Source organism: Youhaiella tibetensis (assembly GCF_008000755.1).
Taxonomy (GTDB): Bacteria; Pseudomonadota; Alphaproteobacteria; order Rhizobiales; family Devosiaceae; genus Paradevosia; species Paradevosia tibetensis.
This window is the reverse complement of the sequence record NZ_CP041690.1, coordinates 3,759,760-3,778,238: the sequence shown is the minus strand read 5'-3', so window position 1 is coordinate 3,778,238 and position 18,479 is coordinate 3,759,760. Positions and strand designations below refer to the sequence as shown.

General features: G+C 65.0%; 15 protein-coding genes and 1 pseudogene. 11 read left to right on the top strand and 5 right to left on the bottom strand.

What is annotated here, in order from left to right:
* Nucleotides 1-13 precede the first annotated feature (13 nt).
* The 4 genes from ku (FNA67_RS18470) to xth are packed head-to-tail and all read left to right on the top strand — an operon-like array spanning nucleotide 14 to nucleotide 3,365.
* Nucleotides 14-886, top strand: coding sequence for a non-homologous end joining protein Ku (gene ku, locus FNA67_RS18470; RefSeq protein ID WP_049706529.1), 873 nt, complete (start codon nucleotides 14-16; stop codon nucleotides 884-886).
* Between the two features lie 6 nt (nucleotides 887-892).
* A complete protein-coding gene (locus FNA67_RS18465) occupies nucleotides 893-1,975 on the top strand; it encodes a tetratricopeptide repeat protein (RefSeq protein ID WP_147657489.1) in 1,083 nt (360 codons plus the stop codon).
* Nucleotides 1,972-2,595, top strand: a complete 624-nt coding sequence (locus FNA67_RS18460) for an alpha/beta hydrolase family protein (RefSeq protein ID WP_147657487.1) — start codon at nucleotides 1,972-1,974, stop codon at nucleotides 2,593-2,595. The genes FNA67_RS18465 and FNA67_RS18460 overlap by 4 nt, the downstream gene beginning before the upstream one ends.
* The gene (xth, locus tag FNA67_RS18455) at nucleotides 2,592-3,365 is read left to right on the top strand and encodes an exodeoxyribonuclease III (protein ID WP_147657485.1); all 774 of its coding nucleotides are present in this window, start codon (nucleotides 2,592-2,594) and stop codon (nucleotides 3,363-3,365) included. The genes FNA67_RS18460 and xth overlap by 4 nt, the downstream gene beginning before the upstream one ends.
* A 119-nt stretch (nucleotides 3,366-3,484) precedes the next feature.
* Here xth and FNA67_RS18450 read toward each other — a convergent pair whose 3' ends face one another.
* Nucleotides 3,485-5,587 carry an ATP-dependent helicase gene (locus tag FNA67_RS18450; protein ID WP_244616389.1) on the bottom strand — a complete coding sequence of 701 codons (2,103 nt, stop codon included), beginning with the start codon at nucleotides 5,585-5,587 and terminating at the stop codon, nucleotides 3,485-3,487.
* 186 nt (nucleotides 5,588-5,773) lie between these two features.
* Between FNA67_RS18450 and FNA67_RS18445 the strand changes: the two genes are divergently transcribed.
* A complete protein-coding gene (locus tag FNA67_RS18445) occupies nucleotides 5,774-7,144 on the top strand; it encodes an Nramp family divalent metal transporter (RefSeq protein WP_147657483.1) in 1,371 nt (456 codons plus the stop codon).
* Nucleotides 7,145-7,226: 82 nt separating this feature from the next.
* Nucleotides 7,227-8,249: a ferrochelatase gene (hemH, locus tag FNA67_RS18440; protein ID WP_049706525.1), complete on the top strand. Its 1,023-nt coding sequence runs from the start codon at nucleotides 7,227-7,229 to the stop codon at nucleotides 8,247-8,249.
* 37 nt (nucleotides 8,250-8,286) lie between these two features.
* Here hemH and FNA67_RS18435 read toward each other — a convergent pair whose 3' ends face one another.
* Nucleotides 8,287-9,549: an outer membrane beta-barrel protein gene (locus FNA67_RS18435; protein WP_147657481.1), complete on the bottom strand. Its 1,263-nt coding sequence runs from the start codon at nucleotides 9,547-9,549 to the stop codon at nucleotides 8,287-8,289.
* A 188-nt stretch (nucleotides 9,550-9,737) separates the two neighbouring features.
* Here FNA67_RS18435 and FNA67_RS18430 point away from each other — a divergent pair, with 188 nt between their 5' ends.
* Nucleotides 9,738-10,508, top strand: a complete 771-nt coding sequence (locus FNA67_RS18430; protein WP_049706523.1) for a motility protein A — start codon at nucleotides 9,738-9,740, stop codon at nucleotides 10,506-10,508.
* 16 nt (nucleotides 10,509-10,524) lie between these two features.
* On the top strand, nucleotides 10,525-11,382 hold the full coding sequence (locus FNA67_RS18425) for an OmpA/MotB family protein (protein ID WP_049706522.1): 858 nt from the start codon (nucleotides 10,525-10,527) through the stop codon (nucleotides 11,380-11,382).
* On the opposite strand, the gene FNA67_RS18420 is transcribed toward FNA67_RS18425, so the two are convergent.
* Nucleotides 11,379-11,828, bottom strand: coding sequence for an NfeD family protein (locus FNA67_RS18420; protein ID WP_147657479.1), 450 nt, complete (start codon nucleotides 11,826-11,828; stop codon nucleotides 11,379-11,381). The two genes, FNA67_RS18425 and FNA67_RS18420, sit on opposite strands and share 4 nt — an antisense overlap.
* Before the next feature lie 9 nt (nucleotides 11,829-11,837).
* Nucleotides 11,838-12,818, bottom strand: coding sequence for an SPFH domain-containing protein (locus FNA67_RS18415; RefSeq protein ID WP_049706520.1), 981 nt, complete (start codon nucleotides 12,816-12,818; stop codon nucleotides 11,838-11,840).
* Between the two features lie 130 nt (nucleotides 12,819-12,948).
* On the opposite strand from FNA67_RS18415, the gene ku (FNA67_RS18410) reads away from it, so the two are divergent.
* Nucleotides 12,949-13,800 carry a non-homologous end joining protein Ku gene (ku, locus tag FNA67_RS18410; protein WP_147657477.1) on the top strand — a complete coding sequence of 284 codons (852 nt, stop codon included), beginning with the start codon at nucleotides 12,949-12,951 and terminating at the stop codon, nucleotides 13,798-13,800.
* A gap of 3 nt (nucleotides 13,801-13,803) precedes the next feature.
* Nucleotides 13,804-16,377 (top strand): DNA ligase D, encoded by a 2,574-nt coding sequence (gene ligD, locus FNA67_RS18405; protein WP_147657475.1) that lies wholly within the window; start codon nucleotides 13,804-13,806, stop codon nucleotides 16,375-16,377.
* 112 nt (nucleotides 16,378-16,489) lie between these two features.
* Here the strand turns inward: ligD and galU are convergent, their stop codons facing one another.
* Entirely contained in the window at nucleotides 16,490-17,377 is an 888-nt protein-coding gene (galU, locus tag FNA67_RS18400; protein WP_049706517.1) for a UTP--glucose-1-phosphate uridylyltransferase GalU, read from the bottom strand.
* Between the two features lie 91 nt (nucleotides 17,378-17,468).
* Here galU and galE point away from each other — a divergent pair.
* Nucleotides 17,469-18,454: pseudogene (galE, locus tag FNA67_RS18395) on the top strand (UDP-glucose 4-epimerase GalE).
* Nucleotides 18,455-18,479: the final 25 nt, after the last annotated feature.

Sequence of the window (18,479 nt, the reverse complement as noted above, 5' to 3'; positions counted from 1 at the left end):
GTAGGAGACAAGCATGGCGCCGCGTTCTTCCTGGAAGGGATACCTCAAGCTTTCCCTCGTTACCTGCCCCGTGCGCCTCTACCCGGCCACCAGCAGCAGCGAGCGCATTACCTTCAACCAGCTCCATAAGGACACCCACAACCGGATCAACATGAAGCCGGTCGATCCCGAGCTGGGGCTGGTCGAGCGCTCCGACCTCGTCAAGGGCTACCAGTACGAGGACAACCAGTACGTCATCATCGATGACAAGGACCTCGAAGCGGTCAAGATCGAGTCCAGCCACACCATGAACATCGAGGCGTTCGTGGATGAGGACAGCGTCGATGTCGTCTATCTCGATGCCCCCTATTACCTGGCGCCCGACGGGGCCATGGCCGAGGAAACCTTCATCGTGCTGCGCGAGGCGCTGCGCCAGTCCGGCAAGCTGGCCATTGCGCGCCTGGTACTCTCGAGCCGCGAGCGCGTCATCACCATTTCGGCGCGCGACAAGGGCATGTTCGTTTCCGTGCTGCGCAATCCCAACGAGGTGCGCGCCACCACCGAATACTTCAAGGATATCCCGGACGCCGCAGCGGACCCCGAAATGCTGGCCCTTGCCCTGCAGTTGGTCAAGCAGAAGGAAACCGAGTTCAACCCGGCCGACTACGAGGACCGCTACGAAGTGGCCCTCATGGCGATGATCAAGGAAAAGCTCAAGGGTCACAAGCCGATCATCGCCGAGGCGCCGGAACGCGGCAATGTCATCAACCTCATGGATGCCCTGAAGGCCAGCCTCTCCCAGAGCAAGCCGCCTGCCGAGAGCAAGCCCAAGGAGGCCGCCGCAAGCAAGGCCAAGGCTCCGGCAAAGGCCGCTGCCGCAAAACCTGCAGCCAAGAAGAAAGCCTGACGCCGCATGATCTTCGAAGGCGCAACCTTCGGCATCCTTGGGGGCCTCGTGGCCTTTCCGAGGCGGCTTGCGGTGCGCGACGTCACACGGCGCGGCGGCATCGTCCGGCGCGGCCTCACGCGGCAGACCACGCATGTACTCTTCGGCCGCAAGTTGCTCGACAAGAGCGATGCCGAGATCGAGGCGCTTTATGCCTCCGCGCAGGCCAGCGGAGCCGAGCTTCTGAGCGAAGCCGGGTTCCGGCGTCGGCTGGGAGCGCTCAAGAAGGAGCAGGGCGCTTCGCTCTCGCGCCAGTCGCTGCTCGATCAGGCTCGGCTCGATCCCCGCGCCTTCGACCTGCTCTCGCTCTTTGACGCCTTCGAGCACAGCGCCGAACCGTATTCCTTTCGCGACCTCATCCTCGCCCGCAAATATGCGGCGCTGCTCAATGCCGGTACCGGCTGGGCGGCCATCGCCCGCTCGGTGCAACTGGCCGGCAAGGTCTCCTCGCTCACCGCCGTTTCGCTGCACTCGCAGGGCGACGACACCATCTACCGGCGCGACGGGGACGATCTCTCCAAGATCGACGGCCAGAAGTTCCTGGCGCTCGAAGATGAAGAGGCCGATGCCGACCTCGCGTTCGAGCTGGCCGAGGCCGCCGAGGCGAGCGGGGAGTTCGCCCGCGCCGCTTCGCTCTATTCGCAATACCTTTCCATGGAGCCCGGCGATTCCGTCGCCGCCTTCAATCGCGCCAACGCATTGCGCAAGGCCGGAGACGTCGAGGAGGCCACGCACGCCTATGCGCTGGCCATCAAGCTCGATCCGAAGTTCGTCGAGGCCTGGTTCAATCTCGGCTCGCTCTGGAAGGATCGCGGCCGGGCCGACCTGGCGCGGCGGCACCTCGCCCGCGCCATCGAGATCGATCCAGACTATGCCGACCCCATCTACAACCTCGCCGCGCTCGAATTCGAAAGCGGCGCGCTTGGCGAGGCCCGGGCGCTCTGGGCACGCTATGTCGCCATAGATCCCGATTCCGCCTGGGGGAAGCTCGCCGCGCGCGGCATCTTCCTCATCGACATAACCATGGCCGCCGAGGGCAAGATCGCATGACCGAATTTCTGTTCGATGGGCCGGAGGACGCGTCCCTTACGATCCTCCTCGCCCACGGCGCGGGCGCGCCCATGGATTCGGGCTCGATGAACGCGGCGGCAAAAGCGCTGGCCGAGGCGGGATTTCGCGTGGCGCGGTTCGAGTTCGCCTATATGGCGAGCCGCCGTGGTCCCGATGGTCCCAAACCGCCGCCCAAGGCCGAAAAGGTCATGCCCGAATATGAAGCGGCCATCGCCGCGCTCGCGGCGAAGACGCCGCTGGTCATCGGCGGCAAGTCCATGGGCGGGCGTGTCGCTTCGATGGTGGCCGACAAGATGCTGGCCGAAGGCAGGATCGTCGGGCTGCTTTGCCTCGGCTACCCCTTCCACCCGCCGGGACGCCCCGAGCAATTGCGCACCGCGCACCTCAAGGATCTCAAGACGCCCGCACTCATCGCCCAGGGGACGCGCGACCAGTTCGGGACGCGCGAGGAGGTCGAGACCTATGCGCTCTCGCCCGAGATCTCGATCCTCTGGCTCGAAGACGGCGACCACGACCTCAAGCCGCGCAAGGCTTCTGGCTTTTCGACCGCCGATCACCTGAGGACCCTGGCGCAGGCCGTCGCCGACAAGTGGCCATGAAGGTCGCCACCTTCAACATCAACAACGTCAACCGGCGCCTGCCGAACCTGCTGACCTGGCTTGAGGAGGCGGAGCCGGACGTGGTCTGCCTCCAGGAGCTCAAGGCCAACCAGTCCGAGTTTCCCGTCGCCGCGATCAATGCTGCCGGCTACGGCGCCATATGGCGCGGGCAGAAGACGTGGAACGGGGTCGCCATCCTCGCCAAGGGCGCCGAGCCCATCCAGACCCGCGACAGCCTGCCGGGCGATCCGGAAGACAAGCAGGCCCGCTATATCGAGGCCGCCGTCAACGGGGTCATCGTCACCTCGATCTACCTTCCCAACGGCAACCCGCAGCCCGGCCCCAAGTTCGACTACAAGCTCGCCTGGTTCGAGCGCCTCCACGCCCATGCCGCCGAGCTCTATGCCTCCGGCCTGCCCGTGGTGCTGGCCGGCGATTACAACGTCGTGCCCACCGACATCGACATCTACCCCACCAAATCCTGGGACGATGACGCATTGCTCCAGCCCGAAAGCCGGGCGGCCTACCAGCGGCTTGTCGATCAGGGCTGGCTCGACGCCATCCGCGCGCTTCACCCGGACGAGCGCGTCTATACCTTCTGGGACTACATGCGAAACCGCTGGCCGAGGGACGCCGGCCTGCGCCTTGACCACCTGCTGCTAAGCGAAGTGCTCAAGGAGCGGCTGGTATCCGCCGGCGTCGACCGCGAGGTCCGCGGCGCCGAAAACGCCAGCGACCACGCCCCGGCCTGGATCGTGCTCGAGGACTGACGCTCACGACCCACGCCCTCTATATCGAACCACGGATACCTCCATACGAGTGGAGCGCTGCAATAGGCCCCGGGTCTCCGTCCTGGGGAAATGCCGTGGTGCCGGCACCAGATGCGCCCCTAGCTCCACATGTCCCTCAACCGCGCCCCGATATCGAGCCGCACGGGCTGGCTTGCCGCCACGGCCGTTTCCCCGGCCCGCGCCGGCGGCGGCCAGGAGGTCCATTCGAAGTGGTCGCCCAGCTCCCGCGGTATGAAGCGCGTGCGGTTGGCGTAGACGTGCTTGTCGCCTTTCGAGTGTTGCCCGTGCACAAAGAATTTCTGCGGCACGATGAGGTGCAGGTCGTCCTTGGCCCGGGTCATGGCCACATAGAGCAGGCGCCGCTCCTCCTCGATCTCGTCGGGCGATCCGGTGCCCAGGTCCGAAGGGATGGCGCCGTCCACCACGTTGAGCACATAGACCGACTTCCACTCCTGGCCCTTGGCCGAGTGGATGGTCGAGAGGATGAGATAGTCCTCGTCGAGCGTCGGCACGCCAGCCTGGTCACTGGTGGCGTCGGGCGGGTCGAGCGTCAGCTCGGTCAGGAACTTTTCCCGGCTCTGGTAGCCCGAGGCGATCTGCTCGAGCTGGAGCAGGTCGGCCTGGCGCGTCAGCGCGTCCTCGTGGATGCGTTCGAGATGCGGCTCGTACCAGCGCCGCGCCAGCCCCAGGCTTGCCGGCCAGTCGGCGCGGTCGGCCTTGAGCGTTGCCATCAGGCTCACGAAGGCGGGCCATTCGTCCCCGCTACGCGGCGGGGCAGGGAGGTCGGCAAGGGTCGCGATCGGATTGGGTGCTGCCGCCATGACGTCGAGGATGCGCTGCGCCGAGGAGGGGCCGACGCCGGGCAGCAATTGCAGGATGCGGAAGCCCGCCACCCGGTCGCGCGGGTTCTCTGCGAAGCGCAGCACCGCCAGCAGGTCCTTTACATGCGCCGCATCGAGGAATTTGAGGCCGCCGAACTTGACGAAAGGGATGGTGCGCCGCGTCAGCTCGACCTCGAGCTGGCCCGAGTGGCTCGAGGTACGGAACAGCACCGCCTGCTGTTTCAGCAACGCCCCCGTCTCGCGATTCTCGAGGATCCTGTCGACGACGTAGCGGGCCTGGTCGGCCTCGTCGCGCACGCTCACCAGCGCCGGCTTGCCGCCCGAATCCCGGTCCGTCCAGAGGTTCTTGGTGAAGCGCTCGCTGGCCTTTTCGATTACGGCATTGGCGGCGGTGAGGATCGGCAGGGTCGAGCGGTAGTTGCGGTCGAGCGTCACGATGCGCGCCGCCGGGGCAAAGTGCGCGGGAAAATCGAGGATGTTGCGCACCGTGGCGGCGCGGAAGGAATAGATCGACTGCGCGTCGTCGCCGACGACGGTGAGCCCCGCCCCGTCGGGCTTGAGCGCCAGCAGGATCGAGGATTGCAGCCGGTTGGTGTCCTGGTACTCGTCCACCAGCACATGGTCGAAGCGGTTGCCCAGGTCGGCGGCGATGGCGCCATCGCCCGCCATCTGCGCCCAGTAGAGCAGCAGGTCGTCGTAATCGAGCACGTTCTGCTTCTGCTTGGCCTCGACATAGAGCCCGAAGAGCTGCTTGAGCTCCTTGGCCCAGCTGGTGCACCAGGGAAAGACGCGGGCCAGCACCTCCTCGATGGGCTGCTGGGCGTTGACGCAGCGCGAATAGATGGCCAGGCACGTACCCTTGGTGGGAAAGCGCGTCTCGGTCCTGGAGAAGCCCAGTTCGTGCCGGACCAGGTTCATCAGGTCCGCCGAGTCCTCGCGGTCGTGGATGGTGAAGGCCGGGTCGAGCCCGATCTGGTCGGCATAGTCGCGGATGAGCCGCGCCCCGATGCCGTGGAAGGTGCCGGCCCAGTTGAGGGCTCCGGTCATGGCCTCGGCCTTCTCGCCCATCACCTGCCGGCAGATGCGCTCGACCCGCCGCGTCATCTCGGCGGCGGCGCGGCGTGAGAAGGTCATGAGCAGGATGCGGCGCGGATCGGCGCCGTTGACGATGAGGTGGGCCACCCTGTGGGCCAGCGTATTGGTCTTGCCCGAGCCTGCTCCCGCGATCACCAGCAGCGGCCCGTTGGCGGCGCCCACGCCATGCTCCACGGCCAAGCGCTGCTCGGGATTGAGCTTTTCGAGATAGGCGGCAGGCGCAAGGGGCGAATCGGAGACGGCTAGCATAGCCGATAGGATCATGTTTCCCGTTTTGTTCGCAACGGCCAAGCGGGCCGGGGCCGTGGCTGGCGCGAACTGCAACTTTTCGGCGTTCCATCCGTTCCTGCTACTTGCAAACGGTTTGCAACAAGCTATGTTGCAAATGCAAGCTGTTGCAAATGATTGTCACTGGCGGTTAGTGTCGTCCGCCCAGTAGGAAGCCTGTCTATGACCACCGAAGCCTCCCAGCCGGAAGGCGTTGTGCAGCCGGCCAAGCACCATGCCTGGCTGCGCCAGAGCGATCAGCCGCCCCTGGCCGATACGTTCCGTACCATTCCGGTCCGCTCGACGGGTTCGGGCTGGCGGCGGTTCCTCTCCTTCGTGGGGCCGGGGTATCTCGTGGCCGTGGGCTACATGGATCCGGGCAACTGGGCCACGTCGCTGGCGGGCGGCTCACAGTTCGGCTACGTGCTGCTCTCGGTGGTGCTGCTTTCCAACATCATGGCGGTGCTGCTGCAATCGCTGTGCACGCGCCTTGCCATCGGCACCGGCAAGGATCTGGCCCAGGCTTCGCGCGATGCCTTCCCCCGCTGGGCGGCCTGGCCGCTCTGGGCGCTGGCGGAGCTGGCCATCTGCGCCACCGACCTTGCCGAGGTCATCGGCACCGCCATCGGCCTCAACCTCATTTTCGGCCTGCCGCTCGAAATCGGCATTCTCGTCACCGCGCTCGATGTCTTCCTCATCCTCTGGTTGCAGACCAAGGGTTTCCGCTGGATCGAGGCCTTCATCATCACGCTCCTGGGCGTGATCGCGGTGTGCTTCATCGTCCAGATCGCCATGGCCGATCCCAACTGGGGCGAGGTGATCCGCGGCTTTGCGCCCACCACCCAGGTCGTGACCAATCCGGATATGCTCTACCTGGCGCTCGGGATCATCGGGGCGACCGTCATGCCCCACAATCTCTACCTGCATTCGGGGATCATCCAGACGCGCGCCTACGGCCATACGCTGCCCGAAAAGAAGGAGGCGCTGACCTTCGCCACCTGGGATTCGACCATCGCGCTGACCCTGGCGCTGGGCGTCAACGCTTCGATCCTCGTGCTGGCGGCAGCCACGTTCCACGCCAACGGCCAGGTGGTCGACGACCTGGCGGTCGCCCACCAGATGCTGCTGCCGCTCCTCGGGCACGCAGTGGCGCCGACCCTTTTCGGCATCGCGCTGCTCTGCTGCGGGCTCAATTCCACCGTCACCGCCACCATGGCCGGCCAGATCGTCATGGAAGGGTTCATCGACATCAAGATGGCCGCCTGGGCGCGCCGGCTGGTGACGCGGCTGGTGGCGATCGTGCCGGCCATCGTGGTCATCCTCTGGGCCGGGGAGGCCCAGCTCGGCCAGCTCCTCATCCTCTCCCAGGTGGTGCTGAGCCTTCAACTGCCCTTTGCGGTGGTGCCGCTCATCATGTTCACCTCCAGCAAGTCCAAGATGGGCGCGCTGGTGGCGCCGCCCTGGATCATCGTCGCCGCCTCGGTCATCGCGGCCCTCATCATTGCCCTCAACCTCAAGCTGATCTTCGATTTCGTCACCGCTGCCATGGGTTGACCCGCGACAGATCGCACCTTGAACTCGTGGCGGACCGGGCTATGTTGCCGGCGCGAGTCATAACCAGAAGCCGCGGATTTTCATGCCGGACCTTTTGCCTGCGGGCCACCCGCCGGTTGCCACTCCCAAGATCGGGGTATTGCTGCTCAACCTCGGAACGCCCGATGCGACCGATTACTGGTCGGTGCGGCGTTACCTCAAGGAATTCCTGAGCGATCCCCGTGTCATCGAGACGCCCAAGTGGCTGTGGTGGCCGATCCTCAACTTGGTGATCCTCTCGTTTCGCCCGCAGAAGAGCGGAGCCAACTACGCCCGCATCTGGGACAAGCGCACCAACGAGAGCCCGCTGCTGGTGATCACGCGCGACCAGGCGACGAGCCTGGGCCAGCGCCTGGCCGGGGACAACGTGGTGGTCGATTACGCCATGCGCTACGGCAACCCCTCCACCGCCTCGCGCCTCGAAGCGCTCCAGAAGGCCGGGTGCCAGAAGATCCTCCTGGTGCCGCTCTATCCGCAATATTCGGCCACGACGACCGCCACGGCCAACGACAAGGCGTTCGACGCCCTGGCCAAGATGCGCTGGCAGCCGGCCGTGCGCACGGCCCCGGCCTATTTCGACGATCCCTTCTATGTCGAGACGCTGGCCAACTCGATCCGGGACGGGGTGGCTGCGCTCGATTTCGAGCCGGACCTCGTGATCACGTCCTATCACGGCATGCCGCAGGACTATCTGGAGAAGGGCGACCCCTACCACTGCCAGTGTCTCAAGACCACGCGCCTCGTGCGCGAAAAGCTGGGCTGGTCCAAGGACAAGCTCATGGTCACCTTCCAGAGCCGGTTCGGGCCGACAAAATGGCTCGAGCCCTATACCGACGAGACGCTCAAGTCGCTGCCCGGCAAAGGCATCAAGAAGGTCGCCATCCTCGCTCCGGCCTTTTCGGCTGACTGCATCGAGACGCTCGAGGAAATCGCCATCACCGGCGAGGAAGAGTTCATGCATGCCGGCGGGGAGCGCTACGCCTACATCCCCTGCCTCAACGCCAGCCCGGCGGGCATGGATATGATCGAGAACATGGTGCGGCGCGAACTCAAGGGCTGGCTCTAGCCCATAGGTCGGCGCGGCCTCTCCCGCGCCCCTTTCCCTACTTCTTGAACGTCACCCCGACCGTTACCCGGTGCGCATCGCGCGCCGGGTCCGGGTAGTCCTCGGTATGGGCGAAGGCGTAGTCGGCCGTCAGGGTCGTATGGCGGTTGAGCGCATAGTCGGCGCCGACGCCCAGTCCATAGCTCGTGTCCGGCTCGGTGCCGTCGGTGCGGCGCACCTGCGACCAGGCGGCATTGGCACGCAGGGCCAGCCAGGCATTGATCTGGTAGCTCGCATCGAGCGTTGCCGCATATTCGACGCGTGTCGAAGCCACCTCGCTGCTCGGCGGCACGAAGGCGGTCGAGAAGGCGCCCCGGATGGCGATGGTCTCGTCCGGGCGATAGGTGAGGCTGGCGTCATAGAGCGTCGAAGTCGCTTCGCTCAGGCTGGCGTCGTCGTAGCGCACGAAGCCGAGACCGCCTGAAACTTCGGCCTCGAGGCGATCCTGCCATTTGCCCGCGACGCCGACACGCAGCGCCGCGTCGTAATTGTCGGTCTTGACCCCGACCGAAGGCGAGGCGCCGTCGAAGAGATTGCGCTGCAGGCTGGCGTCGGTGAAGACGGTCAGGATCGGGGTGGCCTCCCAGCCGGCGCGCAGGCCGCCGCCGAACCAGGTCGTGGTCTGGTAGGCATTGTCGCGCAGCGTGCCGTCGGTGAGCGTCGTCGGTTCGTAGACCGTGCGGCCGAAACTGCCGCGCAGGGCGAGCGAGAACTTGCCAAACTGGCGGGTCACTGTGCCTTCGCCTGAAAGCGCTGTCACCACCGGGGTCTGGGCCACGTCCGCGGCCGCGTTGAGGATGCTGTCCTGGGCGCGCGACAAGCCGATGCTGCCGCTGGTGGTGGTGAGGCTGTCCAGCCGGTAGTCCCCGGCGATGGCGAGGCGGAGCGCGTCGAGGCGCAGGATGTCCCCGCTCAGCTTGCCCAGTTCGGCCTCGCCGGTTGCCGACAGCTGCCCGCGCTCGAATATGCGCGTCAGCGAGCCTTGCGGCACGAGGAGCGCCTGGTAGTGGTCGCCGGCATTGTCGTGCTGGTAGGCGCCGCGCAACGACAGGCTCCAGTCGACCTTGAAGGGCAGGCCGAAATCTTCCGAGGCGCGCTCGCCCGGGAGCTCGGCGCTGGCGGGAACCCAGTCGACCTTGTAGCCGTCGCGGAAGATATCGGGATTGTCGGCGTAGGAGCCATCCTGCCCATGGGCACCTGTCGCCGCCACTGCTAGCAGTGCGGCGCCGGCAGCAATGGCGGGGAGTTTCGGACAGCCCAAATCAACCGCTCCGGAGGGCGAATAGTTAAGTGATCATTGCGATTTTAGGTTAACGATTTCTTTCAAATTTTATCGATTGGCTTTACGGCGCGTTTACTGCCCCGCTTAAAGGCAAATTATCGCCTGCCTCCCCATGATCCCCGCAAGGTCAGAAGACCAGTATTTCGGCGCAGGGGATTTGGCGCAAAATGGATATTGCCACTCTTATCGGCTTGATCGGCGGCCTCGCCGTGCTTCTCGGGGCAATTCTGCTCGAAGGCTCAAGCCCGCTTTCATTCATCAACATCCTGCCCGCGCTGGTCGTGGTCGGCGGCGCCAGCATGGCCATTCTGGTGCGCTACACGCTTTCCAGCTTCGGCACGGCCATCAACATGGGCCTCAAGAGCGCTCTGTTCTACAAGCCCGTCTCTCCCACCAAGGTCATCGACCAGATCGCGGAAGTCGCCGACCGCATGCGCAAGCAGGGTCCGATCGCGCTGGAATCCGTCCATGTCACCGATCCCTTCTTCCAGCGCGGCGTGCGCATGATCGCCGACGGCTATACCGCCGAGGCCATCCGCACCTCGCTCGAGCGCGAGCGCGACCTCGACTACGAGCGCACCGAGGAAAGCCACAAGATCTTCAAGACCCTGGGCGATACGGCGCCCGGCATGGGCATGGTCGGCACGCTTATCGGCCTCGTTTCGATGTTCGGCCACATGGACGATCCCAAGAAGATCGGGCCGGGCATGGCGGTCGCGCTCCTTGCCACCTTCTATGGCGCGGCGATCTCCAACGTCATCGCGCTTCCCATCTCCGACAAGCTCGCCAACCGGGCGCAGGAGGAGGGCACCAACCGCACCATGATCATCGAAGCGCTGGTCATGATCCGCGAGGGCCGCAACCCGGCGACGATCCGAGACGAGATGGCCAGCTTCCTGCCGCTCCACGATCGCGACCAGCTGCTCGATGCAGCCTAGGCGGGGAGCGTTCGTGATGAAGCGGAAGAAAGGCGCCGCAGCCGGTGCCCATGGCGGCTCGTGGGTCATTTCGTTTGCCGACCTGATGAGCCTGCTCATGGCCTTCTTCGTGATGCTGCTCTCGTTTTCGGTGCAGGATCAGGAAAAGCTCCAGCAGGCGGCCGGCTCGGTCAAGGATGCCTTCGGCATCACCCTGGTCCAGGACAAGGCCGGGATGATCGAGCGCACCGGCAACCCGCAGCGGCCCTATCCCAAGCATATGGCCGAGCAGTCGACCGAGGCCCAGTCCGAGTTCGCGACCGAGGATCGCGAGGACCGGCAGGCGCAGGGACAGGAAGCCAATACCTTCACCAACGAGCGCACTGAAGAGGATCGGCTCGAGCAGTTCTCGCTCGCGGCCGCCAGCCTCAAGCAGGCCTGGCAGGACCAGCCCGATATCACCGCCATTTCCCAGAACCTGCTGGTCGAGAACACCGAGGAAGGCCTCAACATCGTCATCTCGGACCAGGATGGGCGGGCCATGTTCCCGGATGGGTCGAAATATCCCTACGAGCTGACCCGCAAGGCCATCGCGGCCATGGCGCCGCTGCTCAACAAGATGCCGAACCAGATCCGCATCACCGGCCATACGGCGGCGGGCGCCACGTTCCCCAATCCGCGTTACGGCAAGTGGGATCTCTCGTTCGACCGCGCCAATGTGGCGCGCCAGATCCTGGAGGAATTCGGGCTTTCGGACGCCCATATCTACAGCGTCGTCGGCCGCGGCGATTCCGAGCCGCTCTTCCCGAACGATCCCTACCTCTCGGCCAACCAGCGTATCGAGATCCTGGTGGTCTCCGAGAAGCCGCCGGTGCCGGTGGGGCTGAGGCCCTAGGCCTGCTCGACCTTGAGGACGGCGCCTTCGGCGCCCACGATTCTGATGCGGGCGCCGGCCGGCAGGTCGGGGCCCGAAATCCGCCAGACGCTGTCGCCCAGCGACACGCGGCCGAAGCCGGCGGTGATGGCCTCGTCCAGCACCAGTTCCTGGCCGATGAAGCGCGAGGCGCGCTGGTTGAGGAACGGGTTGTCCGTGGGCTTGATCCGGTGCCGGAAGAAGCGCAGCCAGACGAAGATCGCCAGGAGCGCCAGCACGGCGAAGAAGGCGAATTCGAAGGCCCAGTCCAGCGGATAGACCAGCGAAACCAGCCCGGTCACCACTGCGGCGCTGCCCAGCCAGACGAAGACGCCGCCGGGCAGGGCCAGCTCGAGCGCGAGCAGGATCACACCGCCCACCACCCAGGCCCAGGCACCGTAAGTTGCGATCCAGTCGAGCAGATGCACGAAGGCCTCCTATTGCTGCGGGCCGGTCGAGGGCGGACGGCTGGTCGTGGTGTTGCGCGGAGCCGTGCCGAAAGTTTCCTTGGCGATCTCGGCAATGCCGCCGATGGCGCCAATGACGCTGGAGGCTTCGACCGGGAGCATGAGCAGCTTCTGGTTGGGCGAGCGCGCGATGCCTTCGAGGGCCTTGATGTAGTTGTTGGCCACGAAATAGTTGATGGCCTGGACGTTGCCCGCCGCGATGGCCTCGGAGACGACCCTGGTCGCCTGGGCCTCGGCCTCAGCGGACCGTTCGCGCGCCTCGGCGTCGCGGAAGGCGGCTTCGCGCCGGCCCTCGGCTTCGAGCACCTGGGCCTGCTTGGCGCCCTCGGCCTGGAGGATGGCGGCCTGGCGGCGGCCTTCCGCTTCCAGGATCGCGGCGCGCTTCTCACGCTCGGCCTTCATCTGCCGGCCCATCGAATCGACCAGGTCCTTGGGCGGATCGATGTCCTTGATCTCGATGCGGGTGATCTTGATGCCCCAGGGCGAAACCGCCGCGTCCACCACCTTGAGCAGGCGGTGGTTGATCTCGTCGCGGTTGGAGAGCAACTCGTCCAGGTCCATCGAGCCCATGACGGTACGGATGTTGGTCATGGTGAGGTTGAGGATGGAAAGCTCGAGATTGGCCACTTCATAGGCGGCCGCGGCGGCGTCGAGCACCTGGTAGAAGGTGATGCCGTTGGCCGTCACCGAGGCGTTGTCCTTGGTGATCACTTCCTGGTGCGGCACGTCGAGCACCTGCTCCATCACGTTCATCTTCTTGCCGATGCTGTCGATGAACGGAACGATGAGGTTGAGGCCCGGCCGGAGCGTGCGCGTATAGCGCCCGAAGCGCTCGACCGTATAGTTGAAGCCCTGTGGGACGGTCTTGACCCCCGAAAACAGGACCAGGATCACGAGAATGCCGACGGCAATCAGCGCGATGCTGAACCCATCCAGTCCAAAAGAATCCATCATTGCCTCCCACGGATGTGCGTGGTGAACATGTAGGAAATTCAGCGCATTCCCGCAATGAGCAGGCACGGGAACGTTTGGGCGGACCGCTCGTTGTTCGCAAAGCCCGTCCAGACCGGAAGGAATTGCGATGCCCGCTTCACGTCCCGTGTGGAAAGGCCAGCTGCGCCTCTCCCTGGTGTCGATCGCGGTAGAGCTCTACGCGGCCACCAAGGCCAATGCTAAACCCTCGTTCCGCCAGATCCACGAACCGACCGGCAAGCCCATCCACTACGAGAAGGTGGTGGCCGGCGTCGGGCCCGTGGACAAGGACGAGATCATGAAGGGATTCGAGTACGAGAAGGGCGATTACGTGCTCCTCACCGACAAGGAGATCGACGCGGTCAAGCTCGAGACGCGCAAGACGCTCGAACTCACACAGTTCGTCGGCGTCTGCGACATCGATCCGATCTACTACGACAAGCCCTATTTCGTGGTGCCCGCCGACGACCTCGCCGAGGATGCCTTCCGGGTGCTACGCGACGCGTTGCGCGAGAGCCAGAAGATCGGCATCGGCCAGCTAGCGCTGCGCGGCAAGGAATACCTTGTCGCCATCCGTCCCTCGGGCACTGGGCTGCTCCTTGAAACCCTCCATTACGAGGATGAGATCCGCAAGTCGGATTCCTACTTTGCCGGAATCGGCAAGGCCAAGGCCGACAAGGACATGGTCGAGGTCGCCGAGGCGTTGATCGACAAGAAGACGGCTCCGTTCGACGCCGACAACTACAAGGATCACTACCAGGCGGCGCTGCGTGAACTCATCTCCCGCAAGCTCAAGTCCAAGGGCAAGAAGGTCACCACCGATGTCGAGCCGCCCGAGAAGCGGGCCGAAGGCAGCAATGTGGTGGACCTGATGTCGGCCCTCAAGAAGAGCCTTGAAACAGGCGCGTCCGCCAAGCCCAAATCCGGGACGGGCTCGGGTTCCAGGCGCAAGGCGAGTTGACCCATGGCCGCCCGCGCTGCCCAGACGTTGCTCAAGGACTACCAGGCCAAGCGCGACTTCGCCCGGACGCGCGAACCCTCCGGCAAGCAGGCCGGCAGGACCGGCAAGGGGAAGGCCGGCATCTTCGTCGTCCAGCAGCATGACGCCACCCGCATGCATTGGGACTTCCGGCTCGAGCTGGATGGCGTGCTAAAGAGCTGGGCGGTGACGCGCGGCCCATCGAACAACCCTTCGGACAAGCGGCTCGCCGTGCGGGTCGAGGATCACCCGCTCGACTACGCCCATTTCGAGGGCACGATTCCGGAGGGCGAATATGGCGGGGGCACCGTCATGCTCTGGGACGAGGGCACCTGGGAGCCGCTGGGGGATCCCCACAAGGGGCTCGAGGAGGGCGACCTTAAGTTCCGCCTCAACGGGCAGCGCATGAAGGGCGAATGGGTGCTCGTCCACATGAAGGAGCGCGATCGCGGCGGCAAGGAGAACTGGCTGCTCATCAAGCACCGGGACGAATATGCGAGCGATGACGGGGAGGCATTGGTCGAAGACAACACCACGAGCGTCGAAACGGGCCGGAACCTGGAGGGGATCGCCAAGGGTCTCAAGTCCAGGAAGGCGCCCGCCAAGCCCAAGGTCTGGACGCATGGCAAGGAAGTAAGCCTTCCCGATTTCCGCCCGCCCGAGCTGGCGACGCTCGTCGATGCCGTGCCCCAGGGCTCGGGCTGGATCTTCGAGATGAAATACGACGGCTACCGGTGCCTGGCGGCAATCGCGGGCGAAGAGGTTCGGCTCTACACCCGAAACGGGAACGACTGGACCACCCAGTTCGGTGCGATCCGCGAGCCGCTCGCCGGCTTGACGAAGGGCAGCGCCCTCATCGACGGAGAATTGTGCGCCTTCGACCGAGAGGGCCATACCGATTTTTCGACACTCAAGAACGCGCTCTCGACGGGTGCGCCGCTGGTCTATTTCGTTTTCGACCTTCTCGAAGAGGACGGCGAGGACCTGACGCGACTGCCCCTGCTCGAGCGCAAGGAGCGGCTGGCCAGGCTCCTGGGGAAGGTCGACAAGACCTCCCCGGTCCAGTTTTCGGACCATATCGAGGGCAATGGGCAAAAGGTGCTCGATACGCTTTGCGCGGCGGGCCACGAGGGCGTCATCGCCAAGCGCGCGGACTCGCACTACCTGGGCGAGCGGACCAAGGCCTGGCTCAAGGTCAAATGCCTCAAGCGCCAGGAATTTGTCATCGGCGGCTGGCGGCCTTCGGACAGGAAGCGCACCTTCGCCTCGTTGCTCCTGGGAGCCTGGGAGAACGACAGGCTCGTCTATCACGGCCGCGTCGGCACCGGCTTTTCCGCCAAGGAAGCGGCCGCCCTCCAGAAGGCGCTCGATGAGCGGGCGCGCAAGCAGACGCCCTTCGCTAACGCCCCGCGCGACATCTCGCGGGTAGCGCGCTGGGTCGAGCCGGACCTGGTGGCCGAGATCGCCTATAGCGAGGTCACGCCCGACGGCGCCCTGCGCCACCCCTCCTTCATCGGCCTGCGGGAAGACAAGCCGGCGCGCTCTGTTAAGATGGAAGTGGCCAGTGCGCCGCCGGCAGGGGCGGCACCGTCAAAAGGCAAAGGAGCGCGCGTGCAGCACCTCGATCCGGCAAAGGGCGTGGCGGCGGCCGAGCGCCTTGGCATCCGGCTGACCAGCCCAGATCGCATCGCCTATCCGGGGCAGGGCGTCACCAAGGGCGAACTCGTTGCCTATTACGATGCGGTCGCAGACGCCATGCTGCCCTACATCAAGGATCGTCCGCTCAGCCTGGTGCGCTGCCCGCAGGGGCGCGCCAAGGCCTGCTTCTTTCAAAAGCACGATACCGGCGGGTTCCCTGCGGCGATGAAGACCGTCGAGATCGCCGAGAAGGATGGCTCTAAGGAAAGCTATTTCTACGTCTCGGATCTCTCCGGCATCGTCGCGGCCGTCCAGATGAACACGCTCGAATTCCACCTCTGGGGGTCGCGCCGCGACAAGATCGAACTGCCCGAGCGCATCATCTTCGATATCGATCCGGATGAAGGCCTGGGGTTCGAGCACGTCCGCGCCGCCGCCATCGACATCCGCAAGGGCCTGGAAAGCTGGGGCTTGGAAAGTTTTGCCATGCTGACGGGCGGGAAGGGCATCCATGTCATCGCGCCCATCGCGCGCCGCACCGAGTGGCCGGAGGTCAAGCTCTTCTGCAAGACCTTCGCCCAGACGATGGCCGAGGCGGAACCGGAAAGGTTCACCGCCACGCTTTCCAAGGAGAAGCGCCAGGGCAAGATGTTCATCGACTATCTGCGCAACGAACGCGGCGCCACGGCGATCTCGCCCTATTCCACCCGCTCGCGTGAAGGCGCCCCCGTCGCAACGCCGGTGACGTGGGCGGAACTGGAAACCATCGAGCGCGCCAATGCCTTCTCGCTCGCCCAGGCGGCGGAACGGGCAACGGGCCCCAACCCGTGGCCCGACTATTTCAAGCTGGAACAGGCCATCACCAACGGGATGGTCAATGCCGTGGCCGGCCCAGTCCGCAAGAGCGCACCGAAGCGTTAGCGGCTCCGGTAGCAACCCGCTTGTGGCTCAACTAGGCCCTCTCACCCCACCCAGATCTTCCCCGGCCGCAGAGCCAGGGTCCAAGACTGGTGGCACGCGTGGCAGGCGGCGCTCAGCCCAGCGTTCCGTCCAGAGCCAGCTTGCGGATCTCGGTCAGGAATTCTCCGGCGATATCGGGGCGGTCGAGCGCAAAGGCCACGTTGGCCGTAAGGAACCCCAGTTTCGATCCACAGTCGAACACCCGGCCTTCGTACTTCACGCCGGTGAAGGGCTGGGAGTGCATGAGGCGTTGCATGGCGTCGGTGAGCTGGATTTCTCCGCCCGCGCCTTTCGTCTGCTCGGAGAGCAGGAAGAAGATTTCGGGCTGGAGGATATAGCGGCCGGAGATGAAGAGGTTCGACGGCGCTTCCCCGACCTTGGGCTTTTCGACCATACCGGTTATCGGGAAGCCGGTATCGGGGCCCTCGCCGCGGGCGACGATGCCGTAAGAGGAAACCTCGGACGGATCGACTTCCTCGACGCCGATGATATTGCCGCCACGCTCCTCATAGGCGTCCATCATCTGCTTGAGCACGCCCGGCTTGGCCTTGAACACCATGTCGGGCAGCAGCAGGGCGAAGGGCTGGTTGCCCACCAGCTCGCGCGCGCACCAGACGGCGTGGCCGAGCCCGAGCGGCTCCTGCTGGCGGGTGAAGCTGGTCTGGCCGGCCGAGGGCAGGTCCTTCTGCAATTCGCGCAGCGCGTCAGTCTTGCCGCGGATTTCGAGCGTATGCTCGAGCTCGTACTGGCGGTCGAAGTGGTCCTCGATGACGCCCTTGTTGCGGCCGGTCACGAAGACCAGGTGTTCGATTCCGGCCTCGCGGGCCTCGTCGACCGCGTACTGGATCAGCGGGCGGTCGACGACCGTCAGCATTTCCTTGGGCATGGCTTTGGTGGCCGGCAGGAAGCGGGTGCCAAGGCCGGCTACGGGGAAAACGGCCGTACGAACGCGGTTCGGCAAATCTCAAACTCCGTGCTAGAGGATGACGACGTAAGGCTATTTCAACGGCAGTTGGCTAGCTTGTCGTCACATTGGTTATTCAGAGGCAGTAATGGCGGTTTTGGTTACGGGCGGCGCTGGCTACATCGGCAGTCATATGGTGCTTCGGCTGGCCGATGCCGGCCATGAGGTTGTCGTTCTGGACAATCTCGTGACCGGTTTCGACTGGGCCGTCGATCCCCGCGCCACCCTTGTGGAAGGCAATATCGGCGATATGGGGGTTGTGGGCGATATCATCGCCAAACACAAGATCACCGAAATCGTGCACTTCGCCGGATCGATCGTGGTACCGGAATCGGTCAGCGACCCCCTCAAGTACTACGGCAACAATACCGCCGCCTCGCGAAACCTTATCGAGGCGGCCGTCAGGGCGGGGTCAAGCACTTCATCTTCTCCTCTACGGCGGCGGTCTACGGCATGACCGGGCTCGAGCCGGTGGGCGAGGACTACCCCCTCAATCCCATGTCGCCCTATGGGCGTTCCAAGCTCATGACCGAGTGGATGCTCAAGGACGTCGCGGCTGCCCACCCGATCACCTACGGGGTGCTGCGTTACTTCAACGTTGCGGGCGCCGATCCCAAGAAGCGCACCGGGCAGTCGACCCCGCTCGCCACCCATCTCATCAAGGTTGCCTGCCAGACTGCCTTGGGCCAGCGCGACAAGATGGACATCTTCGGCACCGATTATCCGACGCCCGACGGCACGTGCGTGCGTGACTACATCCACGTGACCGATCTGGTCGAGGCTCATGCTCTGCTTCTGGAGCACCTGCGCAAGGGCGGGGACAGCACCACCCTCAATTGCGGCTATGGCCGGGGCTATTCGGTCCGCCAGGTCGTCGATACCGTCAAGCAGGTCTCGGGCATCGATTTCCGCGTGGACGAGGGCCCGCGCCGCGCCGGCGATCCGCCGGCGATCGTGGCCGGCGCCGACAAGGTGCGCCGCCTTCTCGGCTGGAAGCCGGCGCATGATGACCTCGAGGGCATCGTGCAGTCGGCACTCGATTGGGAACGGTATCTGATGACGCGCAACCGCTGAAGGGCGGGCGACGGAACGTTGTTCA